This window comes from Saccharopolyspora pogona (assembly GCF_014697215.1).
Taxonomy (GTDB): domain Bacteria; phylum Actinomycetota; class Actinomycetes; order Mycobacteriales; family Pseudonocardiaceae; genus Saccharopolyspora; species Saccharopolyspora hattusasensis.
This window is the reverse complement of record NZ_CP031142.1, coordinates 1,843,260-1,860,058: the sequence shown is the minus strand read 5'-3', so window position 1 is coordinate 1,860,058 and position 16,799 is coordinate 1,843,260. Positions and strand designations below refer to the sequence as shown.

The 16,799-nt window shown below is 69.8% G+C and carries 18 protein-coding genes; 10 read left to right on the top strand and 8 right to left on the bottom strand.

Annotated features, from left to right (window positions below; genetic code table 11):
- Window positions 1-226: 226 nt before the first annotated feature.
- Both DL519_RS08330 and DL519_RS08325 read right to left on the bottom strand, forming a co-directional pair.
- Window positions 227-985 carry a haloacid dehalogenase type II gene (locus tag DL519_RS08330; RefSeq protein ID WP_190813711.1) on the bottom strand — a complete coding sequence of 253 codons (759 nt, stop codon included), beginning with the start codon at window positions 983-985 and terminating at the stop codon, window positions 227-229.
- 126 nt (window positions 986-1,111) lie between these two features.
- Entirely contained in the window at window positions 1,112-2,236 is a 1,125-nt protein-coding gene (locus tag DL519_RS08325) for a carboxylate-amine ligase (RefSeq protein WP_190813709.1), read from the bottom strand.
- Between the two features lie 409 nt (window positions 2,237-2,645).
- On the opposite strand from DL519_RS08325, the gene DL519_RS08320 reads away from it, so the two are divergent.
- From DL519_RS08320 to DL519_RS08310, 3 genes are read left to right on the top strand one after another with little or no spacing between them, the layout of a single operon-like run.
- On the top strand, window positions 2,646-2,855 hold the full coding sequence (locus DL519_RS08320) for a hypothetical protein (RefSeq protein ID WP_223838563.1): 210 nt from the start codon (window positions 2,646-2,648) through the stop codon (window positions 2,853-2,855).
- Window positions 2,852-3,391: a DUF6879 family protein gene (locus DL519_RS08315; protein WP_190813705.1), complete on the top strand. Its 540-nt coding sequence runs from the start codon at window positions 2,852-2,854 to the stop codon at window positions 3,389-3,391. The genes DL519_RS08320 and DL519_RS08315 overlap by 4 nt, the downstream gene beginning before the upstream one ends.
- Window positions 3,388-4,236, top strand: coding sequence for a helix-turn-helix domain-containing protein (locus tag DL519_RS08310; RefSeq protein WP_190813703.1), 849 nt, complete (start codon window positions 3,388-3,390; stop codon window positions 4,234-4,236). The genes DL519_RS08315 and DL519_RS08310 overlap by 4 nt, the downstream gene beginning before the upstream one ends.
- Before the next feature lie 60 nt (window positions 4,237-4,296).
- On the opposite strand, the gene DL519_RS08305 is transcribed toward DL519_RS08310, so the two are convergent.
- Window positions 4,297-5,031 carry a methyltransferase domain-containing protein gene (locus DL519_RS08305; RefSeq protein WP_190813700.1) on the bottom strand — a complete coding sequence of 245 codons (735 nt, stop codon included), beginning with the start codon at window positions 5,029-5,031 and terminating at the stop codon, window positions 4,297-4,299.
- A 202-nt stretch (window positions 5,032-5,233) separates the two neighbouring features.
- On the opposite strand from DL519_RS08305, the gene DL519_RS08300 reads away from it, so the two are divergent.
- Window positions 5,234-6,547: an MFS transporter gene (locus DL519_RS08300; RefSeq protein ID WP_190813698.1), complete on the top strand. Its 1,314-nt coding sequence runs from the start codon at window positions 5,234-5,236 to the stop codon at window positions 6,545-6,547.
- A 38-nt stretch (window positions 6,548-6,585) separates the two neighbouring features.
- On the opposite strand, the gene DL519_RS08295 is transcribed toward DL519_RS08300, so the two are convergent.
- Window positions 6,586-7,305, bottom strand: a complete 720-nt coding sequence (locus DL519_RS08295; protein ID WP_190813697.1) for a flavodoxin family protein — start codon at window positions 7,303-7,305, stop codon at window positions 6,586-6,588.
- A gap of 400 nt (window positions 7,306-7,705) precedes the next feature.
- Between DL519_RS08295 and DL519_RS08290 the strand changes: the two genes are divergently transcribed.
- Window positions 7,706-8,125 (top strand): hypothetical protein, encoded by a 420-nt coding sequence (locus tag DL519_RS08290; RefSeq protein WP_190813696.1) that lies wholly within the window; start codon window positions 7,706-7,708, stop codon window positions 8,123-8,125.
- A 9-nt stretch (window positions 8,126-8,134) separates the two neighbouring features.
- Here DL519_RS08290 and DL519_RS08285 read toward each other — a convergent pair whose 3' ends face one another.
- Window positions 8,135-9,139: an aldo/keto reductase family protein gene (locus DL519_RS08285; RefSeq protein WP_190813694.1), complete on the bottom strand. Its 1,005-nt coding sequence runs from the start codon at window positions 9,137-9,139 to the stop codon at window positions 8,135-8,137.
- A 346-nt stretch (window positions 9,140-9,485) separates the two neighbouring features.
- Here DL519_RS08285 and DL519_RS48490 point away from each other — a divergent pair, with 346 nt between their 5' ends.
- Window positions 9,486-9,614, top strand: a complete 129-nt coding sequence (locus DL519_RS48490) for a hypothetical protein (protein ID WP_263399601.1) — start codon at window positions 9,486-9,488, stop codon at window positions 9,612-9,614.
- A gap of 34 nt (window positions 9,615-9,648) precedes the next feature.
- On the opposite strand, the gene DL519_RS08280 is transcribed toward DL519_RS48490, so the two are convergent.
- From DL519_RS08280 to DL519_RS08270, 3 genes are all read right to left on the bottom strand, one after another.
- The gene (locus DL519_RS08280) at window positions 9,649-10,500 is read right to left on the bottom strand and encodes an ABC transporter permease (protein ID WP_190813692.1); all 852 of its coding nucleotides are present in this window, start codon (window positions 10,498-10,500) and stop codon (window positions 9,649-9,651) included.
- Window positions 10,501-10,749: 249 nt separating this feature from the next.
- Entirely contained in the window at window positions 10,750-11,715 is a 966-nt protein-coding gene (locus tag DL519_RS08275; RefSeq protein WP_190813690.1) for an ABC transporter ATP-binding protein, read from the bottom strand.
- The gene (locus DL519_RS08270; protein ID WP_190813688.1) at window positions 11,715-12,758 is read right to left on the bottom strand and encodes a LolA family protein; all 1,044 of its coding nucleotides are present in this window, start codon (window positions 12,756-12,758) and stop codon (window positions 11,715-11,717) included. The genes DL519_RS08275 and DL519_RS08270 overlap by 1 nt, the downstream gene beginning before the upstream one ends.
- A gap of 153 nt (window positions 12,759-12,911) precedes the next feature.
- On the opposite strand from DL519_RS08270, the gene DL519_RS08265 reads away from it, so the two are divergent.
- From DL519_RS08265 to fahA, 4 genes are all read left to right on the top strand, one after another.
- Entirely contained in the window at window positions 12,912-13,436 is a 525-nt protein-coding gene (locus DL519_RS08265) for a MarR family winged helix-turn-helix transcriptional regulator (protein WP_190813686.1), read from the top strand.
- A gap of 98 nt (window positions 13,437-13,534) precedes the next feature.
- Complete coding sequence (locus tag DL519_RS08260) at window positions 13,535-14,734, top strand: homogentisate 1,2-dioxygenase (protein ID WP_190813684.1); 1,200 nt, start codon at window positions 13,535-13,537, stop codon at window positions 14,732-14,734.
- Complete coding sequence (locus tag DL519_RS08255; RefSeq protein WP_223838562.1) at window positions 14,731-15,597, top strand: hypothetical protein; 867 nt, start codon at window positions 14,731-14,733, stop codon at window positions 15,595-15,597. The genes DL519_RS08260 and DL519_RS08255 overlap by 4 nt, the downstream gene beginning before the upstream one ends.
- Window positions 15,594-16,766, top strand: a complete 1,173-nt coding sequence (gene fahA, locus DL519_RS08250) for a fumarylacetoacetase (protein WP_190813682.1) — start codon at window positions 15,594-15,596, stop codon at window positions 16,764-16,766. Before DL519_RS08255 ends, fahA begins: the two co-directional genes overlap by 4 nt.
- The last annotated feature ends 33 nt before the right edge of the window (window positions 16,767-16,799 follow it).

Genomic DNA, 16,799 nt, shown 5'->3' with positions numbered 1-16,799 from the left:
TTCGCGGCTGCCCCACAGAGCGGCAGGGCACATCCGCGCGAGTTGCCTGGCCCTGGTCGGGTGGATGGGGGCACGACGCAACCGAATGGCGCAGGGGCAGCATCCCATCGGCGCTGCACGGCCTCATGCCGGGGGCGCAATCGCGTGTTACGGCCTCTGCCTGGACCCCGCATGTCGGGCGGCAGGCGCGCGCTCGCGCGAACCCGTCCGGAGTGGACGGTGGTGGTCAGGCGGTGAGGTGGTCGCGCAGCTGGGTCGCCAGGTCGCGGATGTCGCGGGCAATGACGTCCCAAGCGTCGGTGGCGTGCAGGTCGGACCCCTGGGTGGTTCCGAACTCCTGCGGCCGCGCGACGAACGCCGTCCGAAGGCCCGCCCTGCGGGCCGCGGCCAGGTCCGAGTTGTGCGCCGCGCACAGCATGACCCGGTGCGGCGGCAGGTCGAGCAGCCGCGCCGCGCCGAGGTAGGCGTTCCGGTCCGGCTTGTAGGACCGGGTCACGTCCGAGCCGATGATGACGTCCCAGGGCAGCCCGGCGTGCTTGGCCATGTTGGTCAGCAGTGCGAGGTGCCCGTTGGACAGCGGGCCGATGATGAAGTGCCGCTTGAGCTCGGTCAGCCCGGGCACGCTGTCCGGCCAGCCGTCCAGCCGGTGCCAAGCCCGGTTGAGCCATTCCACGTCGGCCGCCTCGATCCGCTCGATGGGCAGGCCCATCTCCTCTGCCGTGGCGGTCAGGTTCTCCCTGTGCAGCTCGTCCAGGGTGAGGAACTCCCGGGCGCCGCTGCGGATGGGCTCCAACGAGCGCTGGTAGCGCGCTCGCCACCGCAGCGCGAACTCGGCGGCGTCGACCTCGAATCCGTACCGGTAGGCGATCGCCTCCACGGCTTCGGTCACGCCGGACTTCCAGTCGACGACGGTGCCGAAGGTATCGAAGAGAACGGCGTCAACGATCCGCTGCGGAGCTGCCGGAGCTCCCGGTCCGATTGCCATCGCTGGACCTCCCTCGTTGGGCCGCGCTTCGCCGATCGACCCTAGCAAGGAGGCGGGGCGGAATGTAGATCTACTCGGCGAGATCTGCTCGACAGCGCCCGCCGGAGGTCCTATGTGGACAAGATCCTACCTCGGCGGGGTGGCGCGGGTCTGCTCGGCGAGTAGTGCGATGACGTCGGCGATGTCGTTGTGGCGGGCGTGCGCCAGGCGCTGGCGGTGAGCGCCGCTGCCATCCCGCAGCACGCGGTCGAGGAGGTCGGTCACCAGTCGGGTGTCACCGCTGGCGTCCAGGGCGGGCAGCGCCGCCTTGACTGTCTCGTCCAGGAGAGATCGCGCAGGCCTGAGCTCCCCGGTCACGTCCAGGCCCTGCCCCTCCAGTCCGTCGTGCGCGGCGCGCCAAGTGGCGAGGCGGAGGTGCTCGTCGGGGAGTTCGGGTGCGGGGCGGTCCTCGGCGATGTCGTGCAGTGCCGCTGCGGCCAGTGCGCGCACCAGGAGCGCTAGCAGGAGTACTTCTTCCGCTGTGGCGACGGCGTCCGCCACCCGGACTTCCAATGTGGACAGATGCGGTGCGGGGCGGGCGAACCAGTAGACCATGGCGTGGTCCAGCGCGGCGCCGCTGGCCAGCAGCGCGTTGACGGCGCGTTGGTAGGAGGCCGGGTTCCGGTGCATCGGCGGCGGTCCGGCAGACGGCAGCCGGGACCAGACGACCGTGCGCCAGCTGGCGTGGCCGGTGTCCCGGCCGTCGTAGAACGGGGAGTTCGCGGTGAGCGCGAGCAGCGCCGGGAGGTGCGGGCGCAGGTGGTTGGACACCACGAGGCTGGTGGCCAGGTCGGGCATACCGACGTGGACGTGGCAGCCAGTGGTGGTGTGCGAGTCCAGCAGCTGCCCGAAGTGGTCGACGATACGCCGGTATCGGGGAGTGTCGGTGATCGGGACGGGGTTGGGGATGCCGAGCGGGGAGTACCCGGTGGAGACCAGCCGCAGCTTGCGCCGATCGGCCGCGGCGACGAGGGCGCGCCGGGCCGCGAGTAGGTGTTCGCGGGCCTCGGCGGCGGTGCGGCAGACTGGGGTGTTGGATTCCAGCTGGAAGCGGGCGAACTCGGTCTTGAAGGTGCTCGTGGCGTCGCCTTCGACCGCGGGGATGTCGCCCAAGACCTCGGCGGCTCGTGGCGCCGGGCGGCCGGTCTCAGTATCCAGCAGCAGGAACTCCTCTTCGATCCCGAACGTCGGGAGGGGTGAGCCGCGATGCATCGGATGCCCTTTCCGGCGGCTCGCCTGGTCAGTCTACTGTGGACGGATTGGTCAGGCCGGCCCGGTGCGAGTCGGGGTTCAACACCGGGCCGGGGATTTTTGGGGACCGGGACCAGGGGCGGCGGGCCGGCGCGCCGGAGCACGCGTTCGTCGGGAACTGAGTGATCCTCACGCGCTCGGCCGCCTCTCGGTCTCCCCATTCTCGGTCGCGATCGAAAGTATGGAGAAGCCGGCGCGCGCATTTCAAGCAATCCGCGCAACAACCCGGTAATTCCAACCCGAACGGCCCAGTTGATCACGACAGTTGCATCACCCGGTTCGGCTGTTTGAGTTGCGCGACGGGCCGACGCTTGACCGAATGCAGGTATTGCACAGACGATGCATGAGTCTTCCGAACAAGGAGGAGCAAGTGAAGTTGACCTACCAGGGAACGACGTCGCACGCCGGTACCTGCCCCACGCTGTACAGCACCGACCAGGGAACCTACGTCGTCCAGGGCTACAAGGTCACCGATCCGGAAGCGCTTGCCGCACTTAGGGAGCGCGGTCTTCCCGACCACGAGACCGCGGTTGAGGTTCCAGCTGCTCTGCTCGACTTCGTGCCGAAGGCGGCGCCGTGAGTACCTGGGTGTTACCCGGCGCGGAGTTCGAGGAACTCCTGCGCTCGTTCCGGCACCGGGCATGGCGGTGGGAATGCCAGGGCACCTACCGCCAGCCCGCCGAAGCTGAACCCTGGCGCCGCTGGCGGGCCGGCGAACCGGACGACCTGACCTGGCTGCGGCCCTGGCTCGACGAGGTCGCGGCCGCGACCCGCGCGGGCCGGATCTTCTCCCGGGTCCGGGTCTTCCGGGAGCCGCCCACCGAATACCAGCGCTGGCAGCTTGACGTCAGCCCGGCCAACATCGCCGCCGGTGAGGACCTGCGGGTCCTCACCCAGGCCGAGGCGGACGCGCTGGGCCTGCCAGCCCGCGACTTCTGGCTCTTCGACGAGACCAAGGTCGCGTTGATGCACTTCGAGAACCAGCGATTCGCTGGCACCGAGATCATCGCCAGCCCGGGGGAGGTGAACCGGTATCGGGCCTGGCGGGACATCGCATGCGATCATGCGATTCCGCTGATGGTTTACCTGCACGACCTGACCCAGAGGAGCCGGTGACCGACTTCGACACTCGCCGCCTGGCGTTCGGCGACGCGCTGCGTCGGCTGCGCCTCGCGGCCGGGCTGTCCGGGAAACAGCTCGCTCAGCAAGCCGGGTGGACGTCGTCCAAGGTCTCGCGGGTGGAGACGGCGAAGCAGTCCGTCTCCGACGCGGACGTGGTCACCTACTGCCGGCTGACCGATGCTGCCGACGATGTGGTGGCCGAGCTGCGGCAGGAGCTGCGCGAGATCCGCATCGAGGCAGCGAGCTGGAAGCGCCAGCTGCGCACCGGGAATCGCGCCCGACAGGAGTACAGCCAGCAGCTCGAGCACGGCGCCGAGCGCATCCGGCTGTTCGAGATCGCGCTGGTACCCGGTCTGGTGCAGACCGCCGAGTACGCCCGGCACGTCTTCGAGGTGGTTGCGGACCTGCACCAGAGCCCGCGGGACGTCACCGAGTCGGTCGAACGGCGAATGTCCCGCCAGAGCGTGCTTTTCAGCCCGCGGACGGCGGTCGAGATCCTCTGCTCGGAGGCAGCGCTGCGGCATCCCATCGCCCCGCCCCAGGTCATGGTCGCCCAGCTGGACCGGCTGCTGGCCCTCGCCGGCATGTCGACGATGCGATTGGCGATCCTGCCGCTGGACGCGCAGCTGACGGCGGTTCCGCTGCACGGTTTCGTCATCATCGACGACCTCGCGCTGGTGGAGACGGTCAACACGGAGATGACCGTCACCGAGGCCGAAGAACTGGCGCGGTTCCACCGCCTTTTCGACGCTCTGTCGGCTGCGTCGTTGGAGGATGCTGCGGCCCGCTCGCTTTTGCAGAGGCTCATCGCGCACTACGCCGCGGCCGGCCAGCCGTGAGTCTTTGGGCCGGTCGAGCAGCCCGTCCGCGGCTCCGCCGCGAAACATCCATTGTGGAAACTACGCCGGCCGTCGAGCGGTGATCCACAGCACCGGGCCGCTGCGGTGGGTGTGCACGGCTCCCACTCCGGCGTCCTGCAGCGACTCGGCGACCTCGGCGGCGTCGAAGAACACCAGGCCGGACCGGTCACCGACCAACTTCGCCGCGTGGTGCAGCAGGCTGCCGCGCGGCGTCGGCACCATGACCGCGATCCAGCCGGCGGGGGCGAGCACCCGTGCCATCCCGGCCAGCACCTCGTGCGGGTCGGGGATCAGCTGCAGCGCGGCGAAGCTGGTGACGAGGTCGAAGGTGCCGTCGGGGAACGGTAGCTCGCGCGCGTCGGCGCGGATGAACCCGACGTTGCCGGTGGTCTCGGTGCGGGCGGCCCGCGCGAGCATCGCCCCGGAGACGTCGATGCCGATCGCGAGCCCGGTCGGGCCGACGGCGCGCCCCAGCCGGGCGGTGACGTTGCCGGGCCCGCAGCCGATGTCCAGTACCCGCCCACCGGCGGGCGGATGCGCCCGGGTGGGCAGCCCGAACCACCTCGGGAGCACGCGCCGGGCGAGCGACTGCGCGTGGTCGTAGAGGGCCGAACCGGCGCTGGACTCCCAGAACGACTGGATCGGGCCGGAGGGCTCCTCGCCCTGCGCGCCGAGCAGGTCCAGGTATCCGCGGCTGGTGTCCGGATGCTCGGGCGTGGGCGTCAACAACGGCAGCACCCGCTCGAAAACCGCAGGCACGGACTGGTCGGTCATGCGCACCTCCCGCTGGTCGGCACCACCCAGCCTAGGGCGACGGCGCCACCAGCGGCCAGTCGTCCGGGCCGGACGCCGCAGGGCCTGCACCGCCCCGGCGAAATTGCCCGGTTCGAGATCTTCACAGTGCGCGTTCCAGGGGAGAGGATTTACCGGCTTCGGCGCCGTTTCGCGCTGTCCACCCGGTCATGGAGGAGTGCCCATGTCTACCGCTGTCAGCTCGCCACCCACCGCGGTGCCCAAGGGGCGCATCGTCGCGGCGAGCTTCATCGGCACCGCCATCGAGTTCTACGACTTCTACATCTATGGCACCGCGGCGGCGCTGGTGTTCGGCCACTTGTTCTTCCCGACGTTCTCGCCGCTGGCGGGCACGCTCGCGGCGTTCGCCACCTTCGGCGTCGGGTTCATCGCCAGGCCGGTCGGGGCCGTGGTGTTCGGCCACTTCGGCGACCGCGTCGGTCGCAAGACGATGCTGATCGTCTCGCTGCTGCTGATGGGGACCGGCACCGTGGCGATCGGTCTCCTGCCGACATTCGAGACGATCGGCGTCGCGGCGCCGATCTTGCTGGTGACCTGCCGGTTCGTGCAGGGTTTCGGGCTAGGCGGTGAATGGGGCGGCGCGGTGCTGCTGGCTACCGAGTACGCGCCGGAGGGCAAGCGCGGGCTGTGGTCGAGCTTCCCGCAGGTCGGTCCGGCGGTCGGCTTCGTCATCGCCGGTTCCGCGTTCCTCGTGCTCGGCGGAACCATGTCGGAGGCGTCGTTCGACTCGTGGGGCTGGCGGGTGCCGTTCCTGGCCAGCGCGCTGCTGATCATCGTCGGCTACTACATCCGGATGAAGATCGCGGAGACGCCGGTGTTCGAGAAGGCCATGCGGGAGCAAGAGAAGGCAAAGGCGCCGATCGTCGAGGTCTTCAAGCGCCAGCCCAAGACCCTGCTGCTGGCGACCTGTTCGTTCATCCTCGCGCACACGCTGTTCTACACGATCACCACGTTCTCGCTGTCCTACGGTACCGAGGTGCTGCACCTGAGCAAGAACATGCTGCTGATCTGCGCGATGATCGCGGCCGCGGTGATGGGCATCGCCACCCCGGTCCTGGCGATGTACTCGGACCGGGTCGGTCGGCGCCGGGTCTGCCTGGGTGCCGCGATCCTGGCGATCGCGTGGGCGTTCCCGCTGTTCGCCCTGATCAACACGAAGCAGCCGGTGCTGATCGCCATCGGCATGTCGGTGGGCATGATCGCGTTCGCGGCCCTGTTCGCGCCGATGGGCGCATTCCTACCGGAGCTGTTCGCGACCCGCTACCGCTACACGGGCTCGTCGGTGGCCTACAACGCCAGCAGCATCGTCGGCGGCGGGCTGAGCCCGATCCTGGCCACCCAGTTGATCGCCTGGACCGGCTCGTCGCTGCCGATCTCGGCCTACGTGGCGCTGATCGCCGTGATCTGCGCGGTGTGCGTCTGGTTCATGCGCGAGACCCGCGATGCCGACCTGACCGTCGAACCGACCGAGAGGTAGCGGGGAGCGGAAGTGGTCGCCGGCCACTCCCGACCCGCTCAGCGGTGCTCGGGGTTCTCGAAGTGGGGGCGGCAGCCCGCGTCCCACTCCGCGCGCTGGTTGCCGTAGGCGGGGATGCCGCCCGCCCGGTCGAGCATCGCCGCCACGTGCATGAGGTTGTAGGTCATGAACGTGGTGTTGCGGTTGGTGAAGTCGTTCTCCCGACCACCGGAATCGGGGTCCAAATAGGACGGACCGGGGCCGATCGAGCCGATCCATCCGGCGTCGGCCTGCGGCGGGATGGTGTAGCCGAGGTGCTGGAGGCTGTAGAGGACGTTCATCGCGCAGTGTTTGACGCCGTCTTCGTTGCCGGTGATCAGGCAGCCGCCGACGCGTCCGTAGTAGGCGTACTGGCCGGCGTCGTTGAGCAGCGACGAACAGCCGTAGAGCCGTTCGATGACGTGCTTCATCACGGAACTGTTGTCCCCGAGCCAGATCGGCCCGGCCAGCACCAGGATGTTCGCGGCCAGGACCCGCTGGTACAGCTGCGGCCATTCGTCGGTGGCCCAGCCGTGCTCGGTCATGTCCGGCCAGACACCTACGGCGATGTCGTGGTCGATGGCGCGGATGCTGTCGACCTCGACGCCGCTGCTGCGCATGATTCCCGAGCTGAGTTCGAGCAGGCCTTCGGTGTTGCTGCGCTCCGGCGAGCGCTTGAGCGTGCAGTTGATGAACAGCGCGCGAAGGTTGTCGAAAGCTGGTTCGGTCGCCTCGGTCATCGTCCTCGCCCCCCGGCAACGTCTCCCGAGCGGTAAGTGCAGCACCGAGCGCCGCACCGGGCAACTCGCCGAACGTGGGGGGAGCGGGCGGCGCGAGGAATGTTGATCCAGGTAACATCGATGGCGGGCAGCGTCTAGCGGTGAGGCGGAAGCCCCGGTAGTCGTCGGCGGCGATTTCCGGCAGTGCTCGCGGTAGGTCCCGACGCCGCCGGTCGGCCACGTGCCGGGCGTAGCGCAGGATCTCCGGCTGCGACGGGTAACGCTCGGTCCATTGCCATTCCTTTTGCGGGAACCGGGGCCCGAGTAAGTTGCCGTCATGGTCTTGTCAGTATTGAGCTGGTGGGCGTCAAGGCGGCGGAAACTTCGCGGACAGCGGCTTCCGGAGGCGTCTAGTGGTCGGATGATGCGTTCGGAATCGCAGGTCCTGCCAGGGGGTTTCGGATATCCGCTCGGGTTCGCCAGCGGATTCGTGGTCGTCACGGCGTGCATCGCGGTGGACGAGACGGCCCGCCCCTCAGCCGCCGTGGTGCTGCTGGCGATCCTCGTCGCCATCGTCTCGGCACTCACGACGGTGCCCGCAGCCACCGCGACCGCGGCGGTGTGCTGGGCCCTCTTCGCCACCTTCTCGATCGGCGTGCGCGGTGACCTCACCGTCGACCGGTCGACCGTCGTCGGGCTCGGCATCCTCCTGCTCGCCGCCGTGGTTGGACTGATCGCGGGCGCTGTGTCGCGCGCGAGACGACGTCACTCGGCTGCGCAGTCCACGCCGTTCGTGCCGGCACCTCGCCAGCCGTCGGTGTGGGAGCGGCTCAGCCACTAGCCGTGCAGGTCACTTCCGGGCTTTCGGGGCGTTCTCGGCGGTCTTGCCCGGGTCGCGTTCGGCGACCGGGGCGAGGATCTCGTCCATGCGCCGCAACAGCTCGGCCTCCAGCTTCACCCCGGAGGCCGCGACGTTCTCGGTGATCTGCTCGGGCCGGGAGGCGCCGATGATGGCTGCCGAGACGTTCGGGTTCTGCAGCACCCAGGCCACCGCCAGCTGCGCGAGCGACAGCCCCGCCTCGTCGGCCAGCGGCTTGAGCAGCTGCACCCGTTCCAACACCTCGTCGCGGAGGAAGCGGGACACGAACGTCGCGCCGCCGTTCTCGTCCGTGGCGCGGGAACCCGCGGGTGGGGCGGCCCCGGGCAGGTACTTGCCGGTGAGCACGCCCTGCGCGATGGGGGACCAGACGATCTGGCCGATGCCCAGCTCCGCCGAGGTCGGCTCCACCTCGTCCTCGATCACCCGCCACAGCGCCGAGTACTGCGGCTGGCTGGACACCAGCGGCACGTGCAGCTCCCGGGCCAGCGCGTGCCCGGCGCGGATCTGCTCGGCGGTCCACTCCGACACCCCGATGTAGAACGCCTTCCCGCTGCGGACCACGTCGGCGAACGCCTCCATGGTCTCCTCCAGCGGCGTTTCCGGGTCGAAGCGGTGCGCCTGGTACAGGTCCACGTAGTCGGTCTGCAGCCGCCGCAGCGAAGCGTCGATGGACTCCATGATGTGCTTGCGGCTGAGACCGCGGTCGTTGCGGCCCGGCCCGGTGGGGAAGTAGACCTTGGTGAAGATCTCCAGGCCTGCGCGGCGCTCGCCCCGCAGCGCGCGGCCCAGGACGGCCTCGGCGCGGCCCCCGGCGTAGACGTCGGCGGTGTCGAACGTGGTGATCCCGGCGTCCAACGCCGCGCGGATGCACGCGGTCGCGGCGTCCTCCTCGACCTGGGATCCGTGAGTGATCCAGTTTCCGTAGGCGAGTTCGCTGATGACCAGGCCGCTGCTGCCGAGATGGCGGAATTCCATCAGTTTTCGGCGAGGGGACCCGCTGCTGTAGCTGCGGGGTGAATCGCTGCTACGTTTTGCAAGCATTGGGTCTTTCTCGCCTCCTCCCTTCGTTATACAGCGGACGGAGCCGAACTTACCCGCTCGGTCCGGCGCGGGCGACGTGCGTCGCGGAGGCGCCGATCGCGGCGAGCACCGAAATTTTCCTTGCGCAACCGGCGAGTAACGAGCAATGTGTCCGTCGCACGCTCCGGACGGGGCACGACCCCGGACGGCGTGCGGCCTGGCGGGACAACGGGGTCTTGCCAGGCGTCGGGTTTCGGGCGGGCGCGGTGGCGCCCGGCCCAGCAAGATCGAAGGGTTCTACGTGCGCCACGAACGGCAGCAACGACCACCTCGCCGTGCCCGCACGACCCCGGTCCTGGGGCGGGCCGGAACGACGCGCCTGCTGCTGAAGGCCGCCTGGCTGGAGCTCCACGCGGTGCTCCAGCGCTGATGCCGGGTGCGGAGGCGTCGCCGCCCCCGCACCGTCAGGCGTCCTTGGTGACCACGCGCGCGATGGTGGCGGACAGGCCGATCAGCAGGTAGCACCCCGCGCGGAACAGGCCGGTGACCAGCGTGTCGCCGCTCATCGGATCGCGCAGCACGTCCATCACCGCCGACCAGTCCGTGGTGATCAACACCGGCTGCAACCAGTCCAGGGCCGGGATTGTGCCGAGCACCCCGAACACGATCAGGCCGCCCATGGTGGCGGCCATGACCACCAGCGGGTGCTCGGTGAGCGACGAGATCGCCAGCGCGACCGCCCCCACGGCGACCATCTGCACCGTGGACCACCCGGCCGCCAGCGCCACCCGGCCCAGCGCCGAACCGATCGGCAGCGTGGTGCCCGATAGCGTGACCATGCCGTCGCCGCCGACGATGACGAGCCCGGTCAGGACACCGCTGACGGCGACGACGGTCACCGCGAGCACCGCCAGCACCAGCACGCCGAAGGCCTTGATGCCGACCAGCCGCACCCTGCCCACGGGCGCGAGCAGCAGGCCGCGCAGCGTGCCGTGCGAAGCCTCGCCGGCCAACGCGTCCGCCGCGACCATCGCCACCACCAGCGGTAGTAGCAACGACTGCGCGAGCACGAGGGCCGCGACCGGCAGCACCAGCCCGTTCCCGGCCACGGCGGCGAGGATCGAATCGCCGCCGCGGCTGCCGGGCCCGCCGGTGACGGCGATCGCGGTGCCGAGCAGCACCGGAAGGCCTGCGAGCAGCAGGAGCGCCAGCAGGTTGCGCGGCCGGCGCAGCACCCATCGCAGCTCGGCGAGCAGGACTCGGCCCAGCGGGGCCGATGTCCGCGCTGTTGTCGTGACTGCCGCTGTCGCCGTCACCTGATCTCCAATCGGCGGATGTCCCGGCCTTCAGGCCGCGGAGGAGCCGATCCCTCGTGTCCGGTCGTGTAGTGACCGGCTATGCTGATCAACGTGCTGAGCGAGAACCAAGCCAGCATCAAAGACCTCCTTTGTTGGGGGACCGGGCGGGTTCCGTCCCGGCTGGCGTTGAGGACGTCAGACTTACTTGCCTGCTAGGCAAGTAAGCAGTCCGAGCCAGGAATCTCCCGCGTTCACGCGGGAGAGGGTTCAAAGTTCCTCCTCGGTCAACCGGGCGAAGAGGTCCTCCAGCCCGGTCCGGGCCCGGCGCGCTTCCTGCACCGGCACCCCGGCGTGCACGAGCATCGCTACTACCTCGGATGAGTCCACATCGGACAACTCGACGCGGACCGCTCCGCTTTCTTCCCGCGCCGCCATGCCCTTGTCGTGCAGTGTCGCCACGGCTCCGGAAACGTCCGATGTGGACACCACGAGGTGCGGTGCGCCGGACTCCAGCATGGCGGCCAGCTCGCCCTGCGCGACCAGCGAACCCCGGTGCAGCACCGCGGCGTGCGTGCAGGTCGCCTCGATCTCGGCGAGCAGGTGCGAGGACACCAGCACGGTCGTACCCGCCTCGTGCAGTTCCGCGATGATCCGGCGGATCTCGCGGGTGCCAGCCGGGTCCAGGCCGTTGGTGGGCTCGTCGAGCACAACCAGCTCGCGCGGCACCAGCAGGGCTGCAGCCAGGCCCAACCGCTGCTTCATGCCGAGCGAGTAGCCCCGGTACCGCCGGCCGGCGGCGGCGTCCAACCCGACGCGTTCCAGCGCTTGTTCGACCACCCCGCGGATCTCCGGACCGCGCAGCGCCGGCTCCATCGCCGCGCAGCGGAGCAGGTTCTCCCGACCGGACAGGAACGGGTGGAAGCCGGGCCCTTCGACCAGCGCGCCGACCCGCGGCAGCACCCGTCCGCTGTGCTCCGGCAACCGGTGGCCCAGCAGCTCGACCTCGCCCGAAGTGGGGGCGGTGAGGCCGAGCAGCATCCGGATCGTGGTCGTCTTGCCCGAACCGTTGGGGCCGAGCACGCCGACCACCCCGCCGCGCGGCACCGCGAGGTCGACCCCCGCCACTGCGACGGTCTTGCCGTACGTCTTGCGCAGGCCCACGGTCCGCGCGGCGAGATCGCCCGCGGTGGGGGCGGCCGCAGCCGCCCCCACCGCTTCGACTGCGTTCGTCATCACGCCTCGCCGAGAGCGGCGGTGAGCACCTGTTCCGGCACCGCGCCGACCGCGACCCGACCATCGGAGGTCAGCAGGGCGTTGCCCGCCGCGGTCCCGATGATCCAGCCGTTGCCCCACGGCCCGCTGATCGGCTTGCCGACCCGCTCGGCGATCTGGCGCGGGTCCTGGCCGTTCTGCTTCTCCTGCTGCGGCAGCTGAGCCACCAGGACCGAGTCCCAGCCGTCGCCGACGACCTTGTGCTCGCCCTGCGGGTGGGCCGGGCGCTGCTGGGGCGAGTGCTCGGCCTTGCCGTCCTCCACCTTCGCGCCTGCGGGCGGGGTGAACTGGAACAGGAACGGGTCCGGCGTGCTCATGTCGACGCTGCTGAATCCGACCTGCAGTGCCGGGTCGTTCGAGCCGTTGGTGAGCACCGAGAGCTCCAGCGGAACGCGCTTCTCCGCGTCCACCGCGACCCGTACCTCGCGCAGCAACGTGCGCTCGGTCGGCTTCGGCGTCAGGACCAGCTCGTAGGCGTCGCGGCCGGCGACGCTGGCCGTGCCGTCCACCTTGACGTCGCTGGTCTGGCGGAGCTTGTCGATGATCTCGCGCGCCGTCGCAGCAGGGTCAGCCGGGGCCGCGTGCTCTGCCGCTTCCGGCGCGTGCTCAGGGGAGCGGACGACCTTCTGCTCGGCGGAGTCCCACTTCCACACCGTCGAGCCGTCGTCGACGACGGTCAGCTCGCCGTTGTGCGAGGGAACCGAAACGCGGTGGCGGCCTTGGCCGTCGGCCCACACCTGGAACTTGCTGGTTCCGTTGGCGAGCATCTCGGAGGCCTGCCCCGCGCCAGGGATCGCGGGTAATCCGAGCGCGTTGTCCACCTCCACGGTGCCGGTCAGCGCTGGTGGCTGAGCCCGCATCACCGACTCCACCAGCTGCTCCGGTGCCACCTCGGGCAGTGCGGGGGCCGCACCCGCCCCGGCGGGCAGCGTCAACATGGTCAAGCCCAGGACGCCCGCCGCGGCACCGGTGGTCGCCGCGTAAGCAACGTGCTTGCGTTTCATCAGATCCTCCTGTCGGGTCCTGTGACCAAGGGTGTCTGAAGGCAGCTGAGATAACGCTGAGAGCGGCCCGCAGGCTGAGAACCGGCTCAGGCTGGTGCTTCGCGAGCGGACCTGAGATAGTTCATGTATTGATCAGTTTGAAACGGGGGTGCGATGGCCGCGGACGAGCTGGACTTCTGGTCCTTCGTCGAACTGGCGAACCATAGGTTGGCGACGGAGTACGGCTTCCGGCACCAGTTGGCCACCGAGGTGCTACTGACGCTCAACCGGGCGTCCAACATCGTCACCTACGACCTGGAGGCGGCGGTGCACCGGCCCCGCGGCCGGTCCTGGTCGGGCTTCCGGCTGCTGTTCGTCACCTGGCTGGCCGGTCCGCTAGAGGCAAAGAAGGCGGCCGAGCTGACCGGGATGAGCCGGGCCGCGGTGTCGAACCTGACCAAGACGCTGGTCGCCGACGGGCTGCTGGACCGGGCGCCGGGCGAGCGCGACGGCCGTTCGGTGCTGCTGTCGCTGACCGAAGCCGGGCAGCAGGAGATGGTCGAGGTGTTCCGGGCGCAGAACGAGCGGGAGCACGAGTGGACCAGCGTGCTCACGGAGACCGAGCAGCGCATCCTGATCATGCTGCTGGACAAGCTGATCACCAACCGCGACCAGTTCGACATCCGCGGCCGGAACTGATCTGTCCGGTTGTTGCGCGACCGGGAAAGTGGTAAATACATTAACTAAATGAACGTCGGGGCGACGATGCCCTGGACCGTTGCGAGGAGGCGGGGTCGATGGCGTACTACCGGCAGGTCGGCGAGGTGCCGCCGAAGCGGCACACCCAGCACCGCAGGCCGGACGGCGGCCTGTACTACGAGGAGCTGATGGGGGAGGAGGGCTTCTCCAGCGACTCGTCGCTGCTGTACCACCGCAACCTCCCGTCGGCGCTGGTGGACTCGACGGTCTGGGAGCTGCCCGGCCTGGATACCGAGCCGAACCACCCGCTGCGGCCGCGGCACCTGAAGCTGCACGACCTCTTCAGCGGCCAGGAGTGGAAGCGCCACGACGTCGTCACCGGCCGCCGGCTGGTCCTGGGCAACGCCGACGTGCGGATCTCCTACGTGGTCGCGGGCGAGGTTTCCCCGCTGTACCGCAACGGGATCGGCGACGAGTGCGTGTACGTCGAATCCGGCGAGGGCGTCGTGGAGACGGTGTTCGGCACGCTGCCGTTCCGCCAGGGCGACTACGTGATCCTGCCCCGGGCGACGACGCACCGCTGGCTGCCGCAGGGCGACGAGCCGGTGCGGGCGTACTGCATCGAGGCCAACTCGCACATCACGCCGCCGCGCCGGTACCTGTCGAAGTTCGGCCAGCTGCTGGAGCACTCGCCGTACTGCGAGCGCGACATCCACGGCCCCGCCGAGCCGCTCCTGGCCGACGGCACCGACGTCGAGGTCCTGGTCAAGCACCGCGGCAGCAGCGGCATCGTCGGCACCCGGTTCGTGTACCCGGAGCACCCGTTCGACGTGATCGGCTGGGACGGTTGCCTGTACCCGTACACCTTCAACGTGTCCGACTTCGAGCCCATCACGGGCCGCGTGCACCAGCCGCCGCCCGTGCACCAGGTCTTCGAGGGCAACAACTTCGTGGTGTGCAACTTCGTCCCGCGAAAGGTCGACTACCACCCGCTGTCCATCCCGGTGCCGTACTACCACTCCAATGTGGACTCCGACGAGGTGATGTTCTACTGCGGCGGGGACTACGAGGCGCGCAAGGGCTCCGGAATTGGCCAGGGCTCGATCTCCCTGCACCCGGGCGGCCACTCCCACGGGCCGCAGCCCGGGGCGTACGAGCGCAGCATCGGGGTGGAGTTCTTCGACGAGCTGGCGGTCATGGTCGACACGTTCCGCCCGCTGGAGCTCGGCGAGGGCGGCCGGGCGGCCGAGGATCCCGGCTACGCCTGGACCTGGGCGGGACGGGGGCCGAAGCAGTGAGCGTGCCCGATTTCGCGAAGTCGTTGTGCGATGACGCCGCGGTGTTCCCGCCGGGCCTCTCGCCGCTGCCCGACGCCGTAGCCGCGCACGCCAGGTACGCGGCGACGCCCTACGCGGAGCTGGTCGGGCCGCTGGTGCTCGCGGCACCGGCGGTCCGCGAGCTCGACGAACTGCTCGAACCCGGCGAGCGGCTCGTCCTCTCGGTCACCGCGCCGAACGGACCGCAACAGCTCCCCGCCGTGTTCACAGCGGCTGAATCGCTGCCGGTGCGCCTGCGGGCACTGGAGGTCGCGGTGCCCGCCGGGCAGACTCCCGCGGAGTTCTTCGCCGCGCTCGACCGGGCCTGCGCGGCGGCCGACGACGTGGCCGTCTTCGTCGAGGTGCCCCGGGACGAGCGGCGCCCGGAGATCATCGCCACCTGCGCGTCAACCCGCTACCAGGCCAAGTTCCGCACCGGCGGGGTGAAGGCCGAGCTGTACCCGGACGAGGCCGAACTGGCCGCCGCGATCCGGGCGGTCGTCGACGCGAGGGTGCCGTTCAAGGCCACCGCCGGACTGCACCACGCGATCCGCAACACCGACCCGACCACCGGCTTCGAGCAGCACGGCTACCTGAACCTGCTGCTGGCCACCGATGCGGCGGTGGACTTCGCCGACGAGACCGAGATCGCCGTGGTCCTGGCCGAACGGGACGAACGCAAGATCGCAGAACGCGTCGCGAACCTGGACAGTGTGCGGGTCGCGGCCGCCCGCGAGCTGTTCCTGTCCTTCGGCACCTGCAGCATCATCGAGCCGCTGACCGAGTTGATCGACCTGGGCCTGGTACCGGCCCAGGTCCTTAGCGGAGAAGGAGTCGATTCTTGACCATGATCGACATCCCGGGCGGTTCGTTGTTCGGGCTCGACAACCTGCCCTACGGCGTGTTCTCCACGGCCGGCACCGAGCCGCGCGTCGGTGTCCGTGTCGGCGAGTCCGTTGTGGACTTGGCGGCGGCGCTGGGCGACGAGGTCTTCGCGCAACCGACGCTGAACGCGTTCATGGCGCAGGGGCACGCCAGGTGGGCGCAGGTGCGGCAGCAGATCACCGAACTAGTTTCGGGCGATGTGCCGGATGCGGCGGTGCACCCGGTCGCCGAGGTGACCATGCACCTGCCCATCGAGGTCGCCGACTACGTCGACTTCTACGCCTCCGAGCACCACGCGTCGAACCTGGGCCGGCTGTTCCGGCCGAACGCCGAACCGCTGATGCCGAACTGGAAGCACCTGCCGGTCGGCTACCACGGGCGTAGTGGAACGGTCGTGGTGTCGGGCACCGACGTCGTCCGCCCCAGCGGCCAGCGCAAGGCGCCGGATGAGGACGTGCCGACGTTCGGCCCGTGCCGCCGCCTGGACATCGAGGCCGAGCTCGGTTTCGTCGTCGGCACCGGCTCCGAGCTGGGCACCGCCGTTTCCACCGAGGACTTCGCCACCCGGGTATTCGGCGCGGTGCTCGTCAACGACTGGTCGGCGCGCGACATCCAGGCGTGGGAGTACGTGCCGCTGGGCCCGTTCCTGGGCAAGAGCTTCGCCACGTCGATCTCGGCATGGGTGGTGCCGCTGCTCGCACTGGGAGCCGCGCGCGTCCCGATCCCGGCCCAGGACCCGAAACCCTTGCCGTACCTGCAGGAAGCCGAACCGTGGGGCCTGGACATCGACCTGGCCGTATCCTGGAACGGCCACGAGGTCGCCCGCCCGCCGTACCGGGAGATGTACTGGTCCCCGGCCCAGATGCTGGCGCACATGACGGTCAACGGAGCCACCAGTCGAACTGGGGACCTCTACGCGTCCGGCACGATCTCCGGCCCGGAGAAGGACCAGCGCGGAGCGTTCATCGAGCTCACCTGGGGAGGGAAGGAACCCGTCCAGGTCGGCGGCGAGCAGCGCACGTTCCTCCAGGACGGCGACGAAGTGACGATCACGGCCACGGCCCCGGGGCCCGACGGCACGCGCCTCGGATTCGGCGAAGTTTCCGGCCGGATCCGCCCCGCCCGTTGAAATACCCCGGATTGTCCTAGCCTCGGCTGGTGG